This is a genomic window from Halomonas rhizosphaerae (assembly GCF_030010555.1).
Classification (GTDB): Bacteria; Pseudomonadota; Gammaproteobacteria; order Pseudomonadales; family Halomonadaceae; genus Halomonas; species Halomonas rhizosphaerae.
In genome coordinates this window covers 46,455-62,864 of record NZ_JASCQP010000027.1, presented here as the reverse complement: position 1 = coordinate 62,864, position 16,410 = coordinate 46,455, and the positions used below count along the sequence as shown (strand labels likewise).

Below are 16,410 nucleotides of genomic sequence, written 5' to 3'. Positions count from 1 at the left end.
GACAACGGCCGTGGCGGTGACGCCACGGCCGTTGTCGTGCGCGCTTGAGAAAGGGCATGACGCCCGGCGCGAGTCAGCGCAGCGGGTCGACACCCTGGCCGGAGAGCTCCGGGAAGTCGTCATGCATCGTCAGCGGCTCGATGTCGCCGCGCGTGGCCAGGAACTCGGGACGCCGCGATGGGGCCGCATAGGGCTCCTCCAGGGCGTTGTCCACGCTGTTGTAGACGAAGAACAGGTTGGAGCGCGGCCAGGGCGACATGTTCTCGTTCGAGGCGTGCAGCGTGTTGCACTCGAACAGCAGCAGCGAGCCCGCCGGTCCCTTGGGCGCCTGGATGCCGCCGTGCTCGGCCAGGCTGGCCAGTGCCTGCTGGTCGGGCACGCCCACCTTCTGGGCCTTGAGCGACTCCCGCCAGTTCGCCTCGGGCGTCTCGCCCATGCAGGGGACGAACTGGCGGTGGGAGCCGGGGATCAGCATCAGCGGCCCATTGAACTCGCTGTTGTCGGTCAGCATCAGCGAGGCGCTCACCGCCCGCATGCGTGGCATGCCGTCCTCGGCATGCCAGGTCTCGAAGTCGGAATGCCAGTCGAAGCCGCTGCCCTGAAAGCCGTACTTGTCGTTGATGCGCGACTGATGAATATAGACCTCGCTGCCCAGCAGCTGCCGCACCATGCCCAGGATGCGCGGGTCGCGGGTCAGGCGGTCGAAGTGCTCCGAGAGCTGGTGCATGCCGAACACGGAACGGATGGCGCCGCTGTTGGGGTCCTGGATGACCTGCTCGGAGCGCATCAGCGACTCGTCGTTGGCCATCTCCTTGAGCTCCTCGAAGAACGGCTCGATGCGGTCCCGGGAGAAGAAGCCGTCGAACCACAGGAAGCCGTCCCGCTCGTAGCGCGAGAGGGCCACCTCGTCCAGCGGGCCCTCCCAGCGACGCTGGTTGCGGGCATGCACCACTGGATCCCTGCGTTGCAGGGGCGCACGGTATTCGGTCAGGCGAGTGGGATAGGGGTCGAGATGATCTACCATGGGGAAACCTCCTCGTGATTCCGGTAACGCGAATCCCGAATGTCCCAAGGGGAAACGGGGTGCACAGTGCCGTGGCGGTCCGCTGGATCACCAGCGGGAACGGCCCTCGGCATGCGTTCCACTAACCAGTACCGTTTGGTCGAGTCCGCCGGAGTTCAACCCCTATGCCCGAATGGCCGGGCGGGACGGCCTTATCCCGGAGGCTGCACCAGCGTCTGTCGAAGGCGCTCCACCCGTTCCTTCATTCGCGCGACATGGCTGCCGTGCCAGTAGAGCTGGCCGCAGGCCTCGCACTGCAGGAAGTCGTCCACGTACTGTCGCGTCAGGGGCTCGAGCCGGTCGATCACCGACGCCTTGTCGACGACGGCCAGGCGGCCGTTGCAGTGCGTGCAGCGGGTGAAGGGCGCGAAGGCCTTGGCGAGGTCGAATTCCCGGCACACCTCCTCGACCTGCTTCCACGGCTCGTCGGCGCGCACGTAGTGGGCGAGATGGATGCGCTTGCGCTTGAGCAGCAGGCGATCGCGGGTCAGTACCACGCGTTGCGTCTCCTCGGCCCTTGCAGCCAGCTCGGCATCGCCGATGTCGTTGCGGTAGTGGCAATCGAAGCCGAGCAGGCGCAGGTAGCGGGCCAGCCGGCCCAGTTGGGCATCCAGCAGGAAGCGCGGGCAGGACGGCGGGCGAGGGCGCAGGTGGCGGGCCACCTTCGGGGCAGTCGTCCAGGGGTAGATCTCCACCCGCTCACCGCCGGCAAGAATGTGCCCGAACCCCACCGAGACGCCGTCGACCAGGATGACGTCCACCTCGGTATGGGGTACCCCCAGCGACTCGATCATGTCCTTGATGGCGGCCCGGCGCGACACGTCACACGAGAAGCTCCCGGCGCAGGACGCCGGCGGCAGGAAGTCGTGCAGCCGGTCATGGAATCGGAAGTCGGCATGGGGCATGGCGTTTCCCCTCGAGGGCATGGCCGGCATCAGTCTAGGCTACCCGGCCATGACGTAGCCGGATCATGCGGGTGGCGATGGCGGTGCCGGCCAGGGTGATCGCCATCCCGGCCAGTATCTGCAGGCTAAGGCGCTCGCCCAGCAGCAGGTAGCCCCACAGCAGGGCGCTGACCGGCACCAGGAAGGTCACCGTGGAGGTGGCCGTGGCCCCGGCGCTGGCGATCAGCCCGAAGTAGAGCAGGAAGGCCACCGTGGTACTGAGCACCGCGAGCGCCAGGCCGTTGGCCCAGGCCAGGCCACTGATCGGCTCCGCGGGCCAGAGCATCAGCCCGGGGACGAGCAGGATCAGCGCCGACATGGCGGTGCTGCCGGCGGCCAGCACCCGAACCGGCAGGTGAGCGAGATAGGTCTTCGAGTAGTTGCCCGCCACCCCGTAGCAGAAGGTCGCCCCCAGCACGGCGAGGATGAACCAGCCATCGCCGCCCAGGGCGAAGTCCAGCCGGTCGGCCGAGAGCACATAGACCCCGAACAGGGCCAGGGCCAGTCCCAGGTACTGCTGGCGCTGGATAGGAGTGGCGAAGAACAGCGCCCCCAGCAATGCCGTGAAGATCGGCGTGGTGGCGTTGATCAGCGAGGTGAAGCCCGCCTCCAGGCGGGTGGTGGCGAGTGCCAACAGCGAGAAGGGCAGCACATGGTTGATCAACCCCAGCACGAAGAGCCTGCCCGCATTCTCGCGCACCAGCCTGAGGTAGCGAACGCTGAGCAGCAGCGGTACCAGCAAGAGCGCGCCCACGCCCATTCGCACCAGGACCAGCGGCACCGGCCCGAACTCGGGGGAGGCCACCCGCATGAAGATGAACGACAGGCCCCACAGCGAGGAGAGGAGCAGCAGGCGCAGAGTATCGGCGGGTGACATTCCCGTTCCTTTGGATGGCGAGTCGATGGTGAATGAGCCGCCAGGTTACGGCGGTCGCGATGCGCTGGGAAGTGGCGCGGCGGTGGGTCAGTTTTCGCGGCACTGCAGCAAGACATTGATGTGCATCAAGGGCAGGAGCGCTCAATGCCTGCTATAGCTGAAGGGCACTTTTCCTTCACGCGCCAGGAGCCTGCCATGCCCGCCATGATGAAAGCCGCCGTCTTCGTCGAACCCGGCCGCATCGAGATCGACGACCGCCCGATTCCCGACATCGGCCCCAACGATGCCCTGCTCCGGGTGACCACCACCACCATCTGCGGCACCGACGTGCATATCCTCAAGGGCGAGTACCCGGTGGAGAAGGGGCTGATCGTGGGCCACGAGCCGGTGGGGGTGATCGAGAAGCTCGGCGCCAACGTGCAAGGCTATCGTGAAGGGCAGCGGGTGATCGCCGGGGCGATCTGCCCGAGCTTCACCTCCTACGCCTGCCAGGATGGCTGCAGCTCCCAGGATGGTGGCCACCATGCCCACGGCTACAAGCCCATGGGCGGCTGGCGCTTCGGCAACACCATCGACGGCGCCCAGGCCGAGTACCTGTGCGTGCCGGACGCCCAGGCCAACCTCTCGCCGGTGCCCGACGGCCTCACCGACGACCAGGTGCTGATGTGCCCGGATATCATGTCCACCGGCTTCGCCGGCGCCGAGTCGGCCAACATCAAGATCGGCGACAGCGTGGCGGTATTCGCCCAGGGGCCCATCGGCCTGTGCGCCACCGCCGGCGCCCGGCTGCGCGGCGCCGGGCTGATCATCGCCGTGGACGGCGTCGACGAGCGCCTCGAGATGGCCCGCAAGATGGGCGCCGACGTGACCCTCAACTTCCGTCAGGTGGACGTGGTCTCCGAGATCCTCAAGCTCACCGGCGGGCGCGGCGTGGATGCCTCCATCGAGGCGTTGGGGCTGCAGCAGACCTTCGAACAGGCGCTGCGCGTCATCAAGCCCGGCGGTACCCTGTCGAGCCTCGGCGTCTATTCCGAGAATCTCACCATCCCGCTCGACGCCTTCAGCGCGGGCCTGGGCGACCACCGCATCGTCACCTCGCTGTGCCCCGGCGGCAAGGAGCGCATGCGCCGGCTGATGCAGATCATCGACAGCGGCCGCCTGGACCTCGGCCCCATGGTCACCCACCGCTACCCGCTGGAGAAGATCGTCGATGCCTACGACCTCTTCTCTCACCAGCGCGATGGCGTGCTCAAGATCGCCCTCGAGGTCTCGTGAGGGTCACCGACCGCGAGTAGATGCTGGCCGCCGTGGGCGGCTGCTGCCCCATGCCCTGAACGCCAGTCGCGATGACGAGGAGGCAGGCCGACTGCGCCTGCTGCGCGAACTGCTGCCCTGCCGGCGAGGGGCTGCCAGCCCCGCATGCTCCATGGGGCGGGTGTTTGCGGAGGCATGGCCTCGGTGAGAGTTCTGGTACACTCGGCTCGACCCATTGGCTGACGGAGACACGATGGAAACGGAACTGAGCGAATTCGAGCAGCAGATGCGTCGCGAGATCAACGCCTTCATGGATAATGAGCAGGAGACCCGGCGCAAGGCGGCGACTTCGCCTCCCGAATGGCCCGCCAACGAGGCCCCTGCCCCCAAGGCCGAGCGCAGCAAGCCGTCCGGCGCGCCGAAGACCGGCCACCTGGTGAAGCTGGCGGTGCGCACCAAGCCGCTGGAGTTGGATAGCGTCTTCGAGCACGTCTCCTCCAGCATCTCCAAGGTCGAGGCCCAGCTGGAAGCCGAGAAGGCCGCTCGCAAGGCGGGGTATCCGATCATCGGCTACGTGGTCGAGACCCGCCGGCTGTAAGACTGCCCATGTCCGCGCCCCGGGCGTCGGTCCGCGGCCAGTGAGAGGAGAGAGACGATGGCCGAGCTCATCCGGGAATCGATCCTCACCTGCCCGGAGTGCGGGCACATGACGACCGAGTCGATGCCCACCGATGCCTGCCAGTACTTCCACGAGTGCGAGGCATGCCATCGCCTGCTCAAGCCCAGGCCCGGCGACTGCTGCGTGTTCTGCTCGTACGGGAGTTTGCCCTGCCCGCCGGTCCAGCAGGGGCAGGGGTGCGGCTGAGGCCACCCGCGCCGACGACAGGAGAGTCCCTTGAAGATCACCCAGCTCAACATCTACCCGGTGAAGTCGCTGGGCGGCATCGCGCTCGACCAGGCCGAACTGGGCGTTCGCGGCCTGGCCCATGACCGCCAATGGATGGTGGTCGACGACATCGGCCGCTTCGTCACCCAGCGCCAGTTGCCGCACATGGCGCAGATCGCCGTGCGCCTCGACGACGAGGCCCTGGTGCTGGCGCACCCGGAGTCGGCCCCCCTGCGCATTCCGCTTGAACGTGACGACCAGCCCAGGCTGCCGGTGTATGTCTGGGACGACCAGTGCCAGGCACTGGACGAGGGGGCCGACGCCGCCGCCTGGCTCGGCGCCGCGCTGGGCGACTTCAAGGGCAGTGGCCTGCGGCTGGTGCGCTTCGCATCGGACCAGCGTCGTAACGTCGAGCCCCACTTCCTGGCGCCCGGCGAGCAGGCCCACACGGCCTTCGCCGATGGCTATCCTTTCCTGGTGGTCTCCGAGGCGTCGCTGGCCGAGGTCAACCGGGTGCTCGAGACCAAGGGGCTCGCCCCGGTGCCCATGGCGCGCTTCCGGCCCAGCATCGTGGTGGACGCCGCTGAGCCCTTCGCCGAGAACGGCTGGGGCGAGCTTTCCCTCCACGGGGGCGCGATCCGGCTGGGGCTGCGCAAGCCCTGCCAGCGCTGCAAGATCACCACCGTCGACCAGGCGACCGGCGAGATCGCCGTGCCCGGCGAGCCGCTGCGCACCCTAGTGCAGATGAACACCCGCCTGGCGCCCGGCGGCTACTTCGGCCAGAACGCCATCCTGCTGGCGGGCGAGGGCCGGACGATCGCCGTCGGCGAGGCCCTGGCACCGAGACCGCGCTGATCCTCTGATTCTCCGGCCACGCCCCGCACGCTGCCCCCGGCTCCGTGCCGGACTATACTGCGGGAGAGGGCGGGGAACGGGGGCTTGACCTGTCGACGCGCTCTCCCGCACGCTCCCCTCAGCGCCATGGCCCGCCTCATCCCGCTCTCCTCGGGTGAACCCTCTCACCCCATGCCCCGCCGCTATTGTCGTCGCCGTACCGCATGGGTCGCCTGAGGTGGGTCGACTGCAGGGGAGGTGTGTGATGAACGACGATCGGATGGTCCAGGAGGTCGAGGCGGCCCGCGCCTACGAGGCGCTCTTCGTGCCATCGCTGTTCCGGCAGTGGGCGCCGCAGTTGCTCGACGTGGCGAAAGTCGCGACCGGGGACCGAGTGCTCGACGTGGCCTGCGGCACGGGGGTGCTCGCCCGCGAGGCGCTGCCCCGGGTTCAGCCCGCCGGCCAGGTGGTCGGCCTGGACGCGATGGCGGGCATGCTCGAGGTGGCCCGGGAACTCGCGCCGGCGGTGGTCTGGCGCCAGGGCGACGCCCAGCACTTGCCCTTCGATTCGCAGGCGTTCGATGTGGTGGTGAGCCAGTTCGGCCTGATGTTCTTCCCGGACAAGCCGGGAGCGCTGCGCGAGATACATCGCGTGCTGGTGCCTTCGGGGCGACTGGCGGTGGCGGTGTTCGACGGTCTGGAACGCAACCCCACCTACGCCCGCGAGGTGGCCCTGCTGGCGCGAATCGCCGGCGAGGCCGCGGCGGAGGCGCTCAGGGCCCCCTTCGTCCTCGGCGATGCGGAAGCGCTGGCGCGCATGACCCGTGAGGCAGGCATGGAGGCGGTCGAGGTGACTACGCTGACGGGGACGGCCGACTTTCCCGGCATCGGCAACCTGCTCGAGGCGGACCTGCGCGGCTGGCTGCCGGTCATGGGGGTGAACCTCGACGAGGCCACCATCCAGGACGTGCTCGCCCGGGCCCAGGTGGAACTGGCCGACGTCATCGACCCGCGCGGCCGGGCGGTGTTCGAGGTGTCGGTCCACCTGGTCAGCGGCCGTCGCGGCTGAGGGCTCGCGTCGGGACGACGCGCCCCCGCCTGGGATTGGAGGCACTGGACGACGGAGGTGAGGCATGCTGGGAGCCATCGCCGGCGACATCATCGGCTCGGTCCACGAGCAAGCGGGGACCAAGACCCGCGACTTCCCGCTGTTCACGCCCGGGAGCACCTTCACCGACGATACCGTGCTGAGCGTGGCGGTGGCCGAGGTGTTGCTCGAGGGAGGCGACTTCGCCGAGGCCTTCCACGACTACTACCACCGCTACCCGGAGGCTGGCTTCGGTGCGCATTTCCGCCAGTGGGCGATGAGCGGCGACCGTCGCCCCTATCACAGCCTCGGCAATGGCTCGGCCATGCGGGTCAGCCCGGTGGGGTTCGCGGCCGGCTCCCTGGACGAGGCGCTGACGCTGGCCCGACGCAGCGCCGAGGTTACTCACGACCACCCCGAGGGCATCCGCGGCGCCCAGGCCGTGGCGGCCGTCATCTTCCTGGCCCGACACGGCGCCTCGCGGCTCGAGATCCTCACCGCGATCGAGGAGCGCTTCGATTACGACCTCGCGCCGCGCCTCGACGATATCCGTCCCGGCTATCGCTTCGACGTGACCTGCCGGGGCTCGGTGCCCCAGGCCATCATCGCCTTTCTGGAGGCGGACGGCGTCGAGGAGGCCATCCGCAATGCCGTTTCCCTGGGCGGCGTTGCCGACACCCTGGCCTGCATGGCGGGCGGCATGGCGGAAGCCTTCCACGGCGGCGTACCGGCCCCGATCGCCGAGGAGGCCCTGGCCAGGCTAGCCCCCGAGCTGCGCACCGTCGTCGAGGCCTTCCGGGTGCACCACGGCCTCGACCGAACCCTTCCCGGGCCCCGATGCCGATAGACGCAAAGGGCCTGCCGTGAAGCAGGCCATCTCCCCATGCCCTCTGTGGCTTCGCATCGAGACCCCGCCAGCGGCTTAGGCCGGCCATCCATTGGCAACAGAATCCTACGATCTTTTCATCAGACTCCGGTGATACAACCCGAAGGATGCTTTGCTACCGTGAAGTGATTCGATGTTCGCAGGGATCGCGACGCGGATATTCCGCAACGGCCAGGATGGCAGTCCCTTGCGCGCCTTCCGGGCGGTTGCTGTCCTCCCCCCACGACGACATCTGCGTTCCTTCGATAACGACATGTTGGAACGTTGCCCGACGATCATGGGGCTACCCGCCACCTCATCGAGTCGAGGAACCCTCCAACACACAACATGGCCCGCTATCTCTCGCGGGCCCTTTTCGTTGGGTTGGCGTGAGCGTCCTATTCAGTGCCGTCCGCCTGATGGCGCTCCGTCAGACGGAGTCGTCACTCGAAGATATTCGGCCAGTGGGCATCGGCGGCCTTGATGTAGCCGGGAATGTCGCGCTCCCAGCGCCATTGGATGAAGCGGCTGTAGTTCAGGTAGAGCTTGTCGTCGACGATCTTCCACGCCTCGGGCACGGTCGAGGCGGCCTCACCGCGGGCCGCCGCCCAGGCGCACCAGCCGCCGTACTGCGGGGCGTAGGCCTCGGGGTCGGCCTCGAAGCGGTCGCGATGCTCGGCCGAGGCGAACTGCCAGGTGGCCTCGTGCCACTCCAGTTGATAGTCGGGCATGCCCGTCACCGGCCGGCCCTCGGTGAAGTAGGCCACCGGGTCTGTGCCGCCGATGGCCAGGCCGTCGCGCGTGAAGATGCGCCCGTCGGCCGCCGCCCCCAGCGACCAGGCCAGACCGGCCACCAGGACGGCAGCCCTCCACCCATGCGCGCGTTTCATGATCTGCCTCCTCTCGACTCTGCGGTCACAGGGCTCTGTCGGGCAACGGCCACCGGCCTTACAGGCCTCTGGCCGTCCTCGCGGGGGCACGAGAGGGTGCCTATGCAAAATGGAATATATTTCCAATAAATGGCCTTCTAGGCTATCATGTGGCTCGATTCCCTGTCCTGGAGCCCTCCATGAGCTTTACCGTCTACCTCTCCGGCGAGATCCACACCGACTGGCGCGACGAGATCCGGCGCGGCGCCGAGGCCGCCGGCCTCGACGTGGTCTTCACCGCGCCGGTCACCGACCACGCCGCCAGCGACGCGGCCGGCGACCACCTGGGCGAGACGCCCAGCCCGTTCTGGCGCGACCACCAGTCCTCGAAGATCAATGCCATCCGCACCCGCACCCTGATCGAGCAGAGCGATCTGGTGGTGGTGCGCTTCGGCGACAAGTACAAGCAGTGGAACGCCGCCTTCGACGCTGGCTACTGTGCCGCCCTGGGCACGCCCTACGTGACCCTGCACAGCGAGGAGATCGTCCACCCGCTCAAGGAGGTCGACGCCGAGGCCCAGGCCTGGTGCACGACTACCGATCAGGTCGTGGAGATCCTGCGCCACGTGCTCGAGGCCTGAGCCGGCGCTTGGCTACACTGGGGGCGTATCCGCCGCCAGGAGGTCTGCCATGAGCATCGAGCTGAAGCGTGCCTTCGAGGCGCCGAAGCGCGGGGATGGCCACCGCGTGCTGGTCGATCGCCTCTGGCCACGCGGGGTGGCGAAGGCCGATGCGCGCATCGACGAGTGGCCGAAGGAGGTCGCCCCCAGCGACGCCCTGCGCAAGGCGTTCCATGACGGAGAACTCGGCTGGGGCGAGTTTCGCCGCCGTTACCTGGCCGAGCTGAAGACGCATCGCGAGACGCTGCGCCCGCTGGCCGAGCGCGCCAGCAGCGACACTGTCACCCTGGTCTTCGCCTCCAGGGACCCACGCCATAACAATGCCGTGGTACTCCGGCAGTACCTGGAGATGCTGCGGTAATGAGCCTGGTGACCTGCACACTGGTGCCTGTGCGGCCGTGTGCTGGCTGCCCGTAGAGGCTGTGCTAGCTTCAGGAGGAATGGCAGTGTCCTGCCGTCCGCTCCTCGAGGTGGCCCATCATGCTGTTCATCACCAACCGGTTCCCCACCCAGAGCATCCGCACCCGGGCGAACCGGCCCTTCGATTTCGACCTCAAGAACAACGCCGCCAGCAACTCGGTCTTCTACTGCGAGGAGGTGGCGGCGGGGCAGTACCAGGAACTCGGCAGCGCGGCCTTCCTGCGGCGCCTGAAGGAGTCCGATGTTCACCAGGTGGTGATCTACATCCATGGCTTCTCCAACCTGCCGACGGACGTCTTCTCGGCGGCGCGGGAGTTCCAGGAGCTCTGCGATGCCGGCCAGCCCGGCGAGGTGCTGGTGGTGCCCCTGGTCTGGCCCTGTGACAACGACATGGGCATCGTCAAGGACTACTGGGATGACCAGGAGTCGGCGGATCTCAGTGCCTTCTCCTTCGCCCGTGTGCTGCAGCGCTTCCTGGAGTGGCGAGAGAAGGATCAGTTCGAGCAGGACCCCATCCCCTGCCTCAAGCGCATCAATGTGCTGGCCCACTCCATGGGCAACCGGGTCCTGCGCGAGACGCTGCGCGTGTGGCGCAAGTACTCTCTGCCGGGCGGGGTGCCGATGCTGTTCCGCAATACCTTCCTGATTGCCGCCGACATCGTCAACGAGTCGCTTGAGGAGGGGCACAGCGGCGAGCTGATCGTCCATGCCTCACGCAACGTCACGGTCTACTTCGCCTCGGATGACCTGGCGTTGCGCGCCAGCAAGGCCTCTAACCTGAAGAACCGCATCGCCTCCAGGCGTCTCGGTCACTCCGGTCCGGAGGACATGAGCCGAGTGGCGCGCAACGTCTTCGCCGTGGACTGCGACGACGTCAACACCCGCTATGACTACCCGAAGGGACATTCGTATTTTCGCTCCGGCGACATCTTCGGCGAGCCCGGCGTGGTGTTCCTTCACCTGTTCGCCGCCCTGCGCAGCGGGCGCGTCTTCCCCGAGGACGAGACGCGCCGCATGACCATCCTGCGTGACTGAAACGGCCTGGCGTCAGAGCTTGGCTGCCTGCACGTGCATCCAGTCGAAGTTTCGCGTGCGCCCCAGGCTGACCCATCCTTCCTCCTCCCAGAGACGCCACCAGGTGTCGTATTCCGGCCGGGCCAGCCGTGCCCGGTCGCGCCCCCACTTGAGCTTGTTGTGGGCCGGATCCCAATCGACGGCCAGGCCCCATGCATGGGTCGACCAGCGGGTGCCGCCACGCTTGCGCCGCTTGTTGTAGCAGCCACCGAACCGGTGAAGGCCCAGTTCCCTGAGGCGTTGTGGCCCGTAGTGGCCATGCACCCGGTCCAGGACGCGGGCCAGGCTGTCGGCGACCTGCTCATGGCAGCCGATGCCGCTGGGGCAGGTGTTGAGGTCCCAGGCCAGCGCCAGCTTCCAGGGGCAGGGGACTACCACCATCGGCGGCTTGCGGGTCGGTGAGCCCAGCGCCTGTTCGAGTTCTGCCTCCCGATACCAGCCGTTGGGGTTCGCGTCCAGCGGCTGCTGATCGCGCCAGGGGGCAGGCTTGCTGCCGGTTTCCTGGAGCGTGGCCAGGATGTCCGCCGCATGCTCGGTCTGGGGGCCCCACAGGCCGTCGATGGGGCCGACCTCGATCTTGTGCTGCTGGCAGGCGATCTGCAGGCAGGCGACGGCGCGTCGTCGGTCGCTCCAGCGGTCGGCGCCATCCGGCAGCCGGCCGGCATGGGTCTGGAGGGTGGCATTCACGGCGGCGAGGGTCTTCGGACCGCGAACACCGTCGACCCTGGCACGGTAGCTGTCATTGTCCGCAAGGAACTGCTGGAGGGTCCGGACGGCGGTCTTGTTCATGTCGTGATCTCCCCTGGACAGGTTGCTGGCCGGCGGCCGTCGCGGCCGCATCCCTCATCTGCAGTCTAGAGGGTCAGGAGGTCACTGCCAGGCGCCCGGTGGCGGGCAACGATCAGGTGGGGGAGGGCCCATCGGGCAGCGTCTCCACCAGGTCCAGCGCCACGCACAGCCGCACCAGCTCGGCGAGGTTGGCGGCCCCCAGGGCCTTCATGGCACGCAGCCGGTAGACCTCCACCGTCTTGGCGCTGATGCCCAGCTGTTCGGCGATCTGTCGACTGGTCATCCCTTCCGCCACGTGGACCAGGATCCGCCGCTCCTTGGGGCGCAGGGCTGCGTAGCGTGCCTGCAACCCGGCCAGGCGCTGCCTGGCCTCCCGGCGGCGCTGGTGCTCGGCGAGGGCCTGCTGGATGGTGTCGATCAGCTGCTGGGGGTTGAAGGGCTTCTCGATGAAGTCGAAGGCGCCTGCCTTCAGCGCCGAGACCGCCATGGGCACGTCACCATGGCCGGTCATGAAGATCACCGGGGTGTCGTCGTCCCGCGCGATCAGGCGCTGCTGCACCTGTAGCCCCGAGAGCCCCGGCATGCGCACGTCGAGCAGGATCGCGTCATGACTCGCCGCGTCGGCGGCGAGGAAGGTCTCGCCGTCGGCATAGGCGCGGGTGGTCAGGCCCACGGAATCGAGCAGCCAGGTCAGGGAATCGCGCAGGGCCTGGTCGTCGTCGACGATGGCGATGCAGGAGGTGGGGGGCTCGGTCACGGGCGCCTCGGGGTATGGCCGAAGTGGGGTGGCCAAGTGGATTCTGCCCGCAGTGTAGCGGCAAAGGTGGTGCGGTCGGAACCGTCACCGGCTTCCGGTTCGATGACGCGGCCCGGCCTGGCCGAACCTGGCTAGAGGGTCTTGAGGTATTCGACCAGCGCATCGCGGTCCTCTGCCGGCAGCTCGGTGCCGTACTCGTGGCCGGTGTTGCCGTTTCCGGGGTCACGGGTATCGTAGCGAAAGCCGTGCCGCTCGGCGTCCTCGCCCTCGTGAATGAAACCCAGTCGTTCGGGGTGATAGACGTCGTAGCCGCGATAAAAGACCTCGGGGCGCTCTTCCGCGGGGCGCAGCAGGTCTTCTATGGTGGGCACCGAGCCATTGTGCAGGTAGGGCGCGCGCAACCAGATGCCGGTGAGCGGCTTGGCCACGTAGCCGTCGGTCTTAACGAAGGCGTCGAAGTCCCAGGGGTAGTCCTCGGCATAGGCGTTGTAGCGCTCCACGGACTCGGCGGTCCACATTGCCAGGCGGTGGCGGTCGGTGCCCACCTCCGTCTGCGGGATCACCGTGCCGGTGCGTGCCCCCTCGGGACCGTGGCAGTTCGCGCAGGTCTCCTCGAACAGCACCTCGCCCCGCGAGGCCATCTGGTCGTCCCGGGCGTCGAAGGGGTAGGCTGGCGGCGCCAGGTCGCGCAGGTAGGCTTCCAGTTCGCCCAGCCTTTCCACCGGCAGGGAGTCGGGCCGGGCGCCGTCGCCGATGGCGCCGCTGAGCACTACCTCGGTCAGGGAGTCGTTGAGCCCGTCCCAGTGCAGGGCGTAGCCCTCCTGCTCGTCCATGGCCCACAGTGGCATGATGTCGGAGTTGCCGATGGTGTCGTCCTCGGCGGGGTCCAGGGCCAGCAGGTCGGGGTGGAACTTCACCGGGTTGAAGGGGTCGATGCGCCCCGGTCCCCAGCGTGGCCGGTCCTCGGTCCAGCTGAAGCGTTCGGCCTGCTCCAGCAGCCCGTCGCGAGTGCGCGGGATGATCAGGAAGCGGTAGAGCAGGCGGTCGAGCCAGGAGAGCTCCGTCTCTTCCCGGATGGCCGCCAGCAGGTTGTCGGCGGTGAAGTCCGGGTCCGCGGCGGCGTCGCCTAGAAAGCGCAGGTAGGCCTGGGGGTCGAAGGTCTGGTGGGGACCGGCGGGCACGATGCGGCGTTCGCCGTCCGGCGCCATGCGGTAGGTGGCGGTATGGCAGGCGGCGCAGTTGATGCCGATGCGCGGGAAGCCGATGGTCTTCAGCGAGAACCCCACCGGCGTGGGTTCGCCTTCCTCCCAGACCACGCCCAGTGCGGCGTAGCCCGTCTCTTCTCCATCGCCCGGCAAGTGCTGCGGAAACAGTTCCGGCAGCACACGCCAGACCCAGTAGGGCAGGCCCTCCTCCGGCTCGGTGCCGATGGAGCCGTAGCGGTAGTAGGCCTCGACGCTGTCGAAGTGCTGGGGCTCCTCGCGGAAAAGCTTGTACCAGCCGGTCGCCGCCACCGCGGCGCCCAGGGCCAGCAGCAGGGCCAGCCAGGCGAGCCAGCGGCGGGACTTGGGGTGGGCGTGATCCCTGGGGGCCATGATCGCTTCCTCCCGAATGAGCCAAAGACACCGCTCAGCGTCGGCCGAGCGCCAGCAGCAGTGCGCCCTGAGTGACGCCGAAGAACAGGTCGAACAGGGCGAGCAGCAGAAATTGTGGATAGAGCAGGGTGAAGAAGGCGACCCCGGCGAAGCGCGCCAGCACCGTCAGCTCGGCGATGATCCTGTAGCGGATGGGGTCGACGGCCGCCGGCAGATAGAACAGGCTGAGCAGGATCAGTAGCCAGCCGGCAAAGGCGGGCCACACCGTCTCGGCCACCGGCGCCCCGCCCACCAGGGCGATCACCGCATTGGGGGCGAAGACCGCGGGTACCGCCAGGACCAGGTTGGCCACCACACCCAGCGATACCATGAGACGGAATCCCGTCGCGTAGCCACCCGTAGCCAAGCGTCCTCCTTGGGCCCCGTGAGGCGGGGCGCGACATTGAGGGGGGTGAAACCCTGTGCTAAAGGTTAGTTGTCACTTGCAGTAGGGTCACGTTCAACCTGTGGGGGTGAGGTATCTCATGCCTCGACGAGGTAAAGGCCGGCAAGGGGTGATGACCGTGCCCTGATCTTAGCGACGGCGTCTACCAGGGAGGATTCCCATGTTCGGACAACGCGGTAGCGGTCTGCTCGGTCGCCTCTTCCGGCGCATCAACCGGCGCCGACAGTGGTACCGGTTCCCCTTTCCGATTGCCGTCCTCAACCTCGTCGCCCTCCGTGGCAACCTGCGCTGGCATAACCTCCATGATACCGAGCGCGAGCGACCGCCGGCCCCCGACAAGGGCGACGTCGACGTGCGCGACTGCCGCACCGCCGACGGCAGCTACAACGATCTGGCGGCCCCCTGCATGGGCAAGGCCTACACCCGCTTCGGGCGCAACGTCCCCATCGCCGAGACCTTCGGCGAGACCGGCGAGGCGCTGATGACGCCCAGCCCACGGGTGGTAAGCCGCCGGCTGATGACCCGCGAGACCTTCACCCCGGCCACGACGCTGAACGTTCTGGTGCCCGCCTGGCTGCAGTTCATGGTCCACGACTGGTTCAGTCACGGCAGCAACGACACCGAGGCGACACCCCACGAGATCCCTCTCGACGAGGGCGACGACTGGCCCTGGGAGCGCATGACGGTGCTGCGCTCCCGCCGAGACTCGACGCGGGGCCCCGCCGACGAGGGCTACCCGGAGACCTTCCTCAACACCGAGACCCAGTGGTGGGACGGCTCGCAGATCTACGGCAGCAGCCTCAAGCGCCAGCGTCTGGTGCGCAGCGACCCGGAGAGTGGCGAGTTGCTGCCCGACGGCAAGCTCTACCTGCGCCCCGATGGACACCTGCCCCAAGACGAGCACGGCATCGAGCTGGCGGGGGTCAACGGCAACTGGTGGGTGGGGCTGTCGCTGATGCATACCCTCTTCGCCCGCGAGCACAACGCCATCGTCGACCGGCTGCGCATCGACCACCCGGACCGCGACGGCGAATGGCTGTTCCAGAAGGCGCGCCTGATCAACACCGCCCTGATCGCCAAGATCCACACCGTGGAGTGGACGCCGGCCCTGCTCGATACCCCGGAGCTGCGCCTGGGGATGCGTGCCAACTGGTGGGGCATCCTCGACGAGCACTTCTACCGCAGCCGGGGCCGGGTCAGCGACAGTGAGCTGTTCAGCGGCATCGTCGGTTCCCCGGTGGATCACCACGCCGCGCCCTACGCCATTACCGAGGAGTTCAGCGCCGTCTACCGCATGCATCCGCTGGTCCCCGACGACTTCGATTTCCGTCGACTGGCCGACGACGGCCCGCTCAAGGCGTGCGGCCTTACCGAAGTGGCCGGCTCGCGTACTCGGTCGCTCTACGACGAGGTGCCGCTGGTTGACGCGCTCTATTCGCTGGGCACCAGCCATCCCGGGGCGCTGGTGCTGCACAACTTCCCGCGCCACCTGCAGCAGCACGCCAAGCAGGCGCCCCACGAGCGCACCATCGACCTGGCTTCCATCGACGTGTTGCGCGACCGCGAGCGCGGGGTGCCGCGCTACTGCCGCTTCCGTAGGCTGATCGACATGCCGGCGCCGGCGAGCTTCGCCGAGCTCACCGACAATCCCGAGTGGCAGCGCGAACTGGAGGCGGTCTATGGTGACGTGGAGCAGGTCGACCTGCTCACCGGCTGCCTCGCCGAGACCCCGCCGCCCGGCTTCGCCTTCAGCGACACCGCCTTTCGCATCTTCATCCTGATGGCCTCCCGGCGCCTCAAGAGCGATCGTTTCTTCACCGACGACTACACCCCCGAGGTCTACACCCGGGCGGGCATGCAGTGGATCGACGACAACGGTCTGCGCACGGTGATCGGTCGCCACTTTCCCGAGCTGCTGCCGCGGATGGAAGGGGTGCGCAACGTCTTCTTCCCGTGGTCTCGCCAATAGGG

18 protein-coding genes are annotated in these 16,410 nt (G+C 68.0%); 10 read left to right on the top strand and 8 right to left on the bottom strand.

Annotated elements, in window-relative coordinates:
- Positions 1–73 precede the first annotated feature (73 nt).
- The 3 genes from thpD to QLQ83_RS11080 all read right to left on the bottom strand — a co-directional run bounded on the left by thpD (position 74) and on the right by QLQ83_RS11080 (position 2,884).
- Positions 74–1,024 (bottom strand): ectoine hydroxylase, encoded by a 951-nt coding sequence (gene thpD / locus QLQ83_RS11090; RefSeq protein WP_282735587.1) that lies wholly within the window; start codon positions 1,022–1,024, stop codon positions 74–76.
- A gap of 191 nt (positions 1,025–1,215) precedes the next feature.
- Positions 1,216–1,968 (bottom strand): Mut7-C RNAse domain-containing protein, encoded by a 753-nt coding sequence (locus QLQ83_RS11085; protein WP_282735586.1) that lies wholly within the window; start codon positions 1,966–1,968, stop codon positions 1,216–1,218.
- A gap of 34 nt (positions 1,969–2,002) precedes the next feature.
- Entirely contained in the window at positions 2,003–2,884 is an 882-nt protein-coding gene (locus tag QLQ83_RS11080; RefSeq protein ID WP_282735585.1) for a DMT family transporter, read from the bottom strand.
- 195 nt (positions 2,885–3,079) lie between these two features.
- Here QLQ83_RS11080 and QLQ83_RS11075 point away from each other — a divergent pair, with 195 nt between their 5' ends.
- From QLQ83_RS11075 to QLQ83_RS11050, 6 genes are all read left to right on the top strand, one after another.
- Positions 3,080–4,159 (top strand): NAD(P)-dependent alcohol dehydrogenase, encoded by a 1,080-nt coding sequence (locus QLQ83_RS11075; protein WP_282735584.1) that lies wholly within the window; start codon positions 3,080–3,082, stop codon positions 4,157–4,159.
- Between the two features lie 232 nt (positions 4,160–4,391).
- Complete coding sequence (locus QLQ83_RS11070) at positions 4,392–4,736, top strand: hypothetical protein (protein WP_282735583.1); 345 nt, start codon at positions 4,392–4,394, stop codon at positions 4,734–4,736.
- A 57-nt stretch (positions 4,737–4,793) separates the two neighbouring features.
- Positions 4,794–5,003, top strand: a complete 210-nt coding sequence (locus tag QLQ83_RS11065) for a GDCCVxC domain-containing (seleno)protein (RefSeq protein WP_282735582.1) — start codon at positions 4,794–4,796, stop codon at positions 5,001–5,003.
- A gap of 30 nt (positions 5,004–5,033) precedes the next feature.
- A complete protein-coding gene (locus QLQ83_RS11060; RefSeq protein ID WP_282735581.1) occupies positions 5,034–5,879 on the top strand; it encodes an MOSC domain-containing protein in 846 nt (281 codons plus the stop codon).
- A 244-nt stretch (positions 5,880–6,123) separates the two neighbouring features.
- The gene (locus QLQ83_RS11055; RefSeq protein WP_282735580.1) at positions 6,124–6,927 is read left to right on the top strand and encodes a methyltransferase domain-containing protein; all 804 of its coding nucleotides are present in this window, start codon (positions 6,124–6,126) and stop codon (positions 6,925–6,927) included.
- Positions 6,928–6,991: 64 nt separating this feature from the next.
- Positions 6,992–7,792, top strand: coding sequence for an ADP-ribosylglycohydrolase family protein (locus QLQ83_RS11050; RefSeq protein WP_282735579.1), 801 nt, complete (start codon positions 6,992–6,994; stop codon positions 7,790–7,792).
- 461 nt (positions 7,793–8,253) lie between these two features.
- On the opposite strand, the gene QLQ83_RS11045 is transcribed toward QLQ83_RS11050, so the two are convergent.
- Positions 8,254–8,700: a YHS domain-containing (seleno)protein gene (locus tag QLQ83_RS11045; RefSeq protein ID WP_282735578.1), complete on the bottom strand. Its 447-nt coding sequence runs from the start codon at positions 8,698–8,700 to the stop codon at positions 8,254–8,256.
- A 179-nt stretch (positions 8,701–8,879) separates the two neighbouring features.
- On the opposite strand from QLQ83_RS11045, the gene QLQ83_RS11040 reads away from it, so the two are divergent.
- The 3 genes from QLQ83_RS11040 (at position 8,880) to QLQ83_RS11030 (ending at position 10,814) form a co-directional block, all read left to right on the top strand.
- Positions 8,880–9,320 (top strand): YtoQ family protein, encoded by a 441-nt coding sequence (locus QLQ83_RS11040; protein ID WP_282735577.1) that lies wholly within the window; start codon positions 8,880–8,882, stop codon positions 9,318–9,320.
- Positions 9,321–9,369: 49 nt separating this feature from the next.
- Positions 9,370–9,720 (top strand): DUF488 domain-containing protein, encoded by a 351-nt coding sequence (locus QLQ83_RS11035; RefSeq protein WP_282735576.1) that lies wholly within the window; start codon positions 9,370–9,372, stop codon positions 9,718–9,720.
- A 119-nt stretch (positions 9,721–9,839) separates the two neighbouring features.
- Positions 9,840–10,814, top strand: coding sequence for an alpha/beta hydrolase (locus tag QLQ83_RS11030; RefSeq protein ID WP_282735575.1), 975 nt, complete (start codon positions 9,840–9,842; stop codon positions 10,812–10,814).
- A gap of 12 nt (positions 10,815–10,826) precedes the next feature.
- On the opposite strand, the gene QLQ83_RS11025 is transcribed toward QLQ83_RS11030, so the two are convergent.
- From QLQ83_RS11025 to QLQ83_RS11010, 4 genes are all read right to left on the bottom strand, one after another.
- Positions 10,827–11,642 carry a M15 family metallopeptidase gene (locus QLQ83_RS11025; RefSeq protein ID WP_282735574.1) on the bottom strand — a complete coding sequence of 272 codons (816 nt, stop codon included), beginning with the start codon at positions 11,640–11,642 and terminating at the stop codon, positions 10,827–10,829.
- Positions 11,643–11,754: 112 nt separating this feature from the next.
- Positions 11,755–12,399, bottom strand: a complete 645-nt coding sequence (locus tag QLQ83_RS11020; RefSeq protein WP_282735573.1) for a response regulator transcription factor — start codon at positions 12,397–12,399, stop codon at positions 11,755–11,757.
- A gap of 131 nt (positions 12,400–12,530) precedes the next feature.
- Complete coding sequence (locus tag QLQ83_RS11015; protein WP_282735572.1) at positions 12,531–13,994, bottom strand: c-type cytochrome; 1,464 nt, start codon at positions 13,992–13,994, stop codon at positions 12,531–12,533.
- A gap of 34 nt (positions 13,995–14,028) precedes the next feature.
- A complete protein-coding gene (locus QLQ83_RS11010; protein ID WP_282735571.1) occupies positions 14,029–14,364 on the bottom strand; it encodes a hypothetical protein in 336 nt (111 codons plus the stop codon).
- Between the two features lie 235 nt (positions 14,365–14,599).
- Here QLQ83_RS11010 and QLQ83_RS11005 point away from each other — a divergent pair, with 235 nt between their 5' ends.
- The gene (locus QLQ83_RS11005; protein WP_282735570.1) at positions 14,600–16,408 is read left to right on the top strand and encodes a peroxidase family protein; all 1,809 of its coding nucleotides are present in this window, start codon (positions 14,600–14,602) and stop codon (positions 16,406–16,408) included.
- The last annotated feature ends 2 nt before the right edge of the window (positions 16,409–16,410 follow it).

Coding starts and splice junctions, on each gene's coding strand:
- QLQ83_RS11010 (WP_282735571.1), bottom strand. CDS start 14,364: ATGGTATCGCTGGGTGTGGTGGCCAACCTGGTCCTGGCGGTACCCGCG.
- QLQ83_RS11085 (WP_282735586.1), bottom strand. CDS start 1,968: ATGCCCCATGCCGACTTCCGATTCCATGACCGGCTGCACGACTTCCTG.
- QLQ83_RS11045 (WP_282735578.1), bottom strand. CDS start 8,700: ATGAAACGCGCGCATGGGTGGAGGGCTGCCGTCCTGGTGGCCGGTCTG.
- QLQ83_RS11050 (WP_282735579.1), top strand. CDS start 6,992: ATGCTGGGAGCCATCGCCGGCGACATCATCGGCTCGGTCCACGAGCAA.
- QLQ83_RS11005 (WP_282735570.1), top strand. CDS start 14,600: ATGTTCGGACAACGCGGTAGCGGTCTGCTCGGTCGCCTCTTCCGGCGC.
- QLQ83_RS11070 (WP_282735583.1), top strand. CDS start 4,392: ATGGAAACGGAACTGAGCGAATTCGAGCAGCAGATGCGTCGCGAGATC.
- QLQ83_RS11065 (WP_282735582.1), top strand. CDS start 4,794: ATGGCCGAGCTCATCCGGGAATCGATCCTCACCTGCCCGGAGTGCGGG.
- QLQ83_RS11075 (WP_282735584.1), top strand. CDS start 3,080: ATGCCCGCCATGATGAAAGCCGCCGTCTTCGTCGAACCCGGCCGCATC.
- QLQ83_RS11055 (WP_282735580.1), top strand. CDS start 6,124: ATGAACGACGATCGGATGGTCCAGGAGGTCGAGGCGGCCCGCGCCTAC.
- QLQ83_RS11015 (WP_282735572.1), bottom strand. CDS start 13,994: ATGGCCCCCAGGGATCACGCCCACCCCAAGTCCCGCCGCTGGCTCGCC.
- thpD (WP_282735587.1), bottom strand. CDS start 1,024: ATGGTAGATCATCTCGACCCCTATCCCACTCGCCTGACCGAATACCGT.
- QLQ83_RS11035 (WP_282735576.1), top strand. CDS start 9,370: ATGAGCATCGAGCTGAAGCGTGCCTTCGAGGCGCCGAAGCGCGGGGAT.
- QLQ83_RS11025 (WP_282735574.1), bottom strand. CDS start 11,642: ATGAACAAGACCGCCGTCCGGACCCTCCAGCAGTTCCTTGCGGACAAT.
- QLQ83_RS11040 (WP_282735577.1), top strand. CDS start 8,880: ATGAGCTTTACCGTCTACCTCTCCGGCGAGATCCACACCGACTGGCGC.
- QLQ83_RS11030 (WP_282735575.1), top strand. CDS start 9,840: ATGCTGTTCATCACCAACCGGTTCCCCACCCAGAGCATCCGCACCCGG.
- QLQ83_RS11080 (WP_282735585.1), bottom strand. CDS start 2,884: ATGTCACCCGCCGATACTCTGCGCCTGCTGCTCCTCTCCTCGCTGTGG.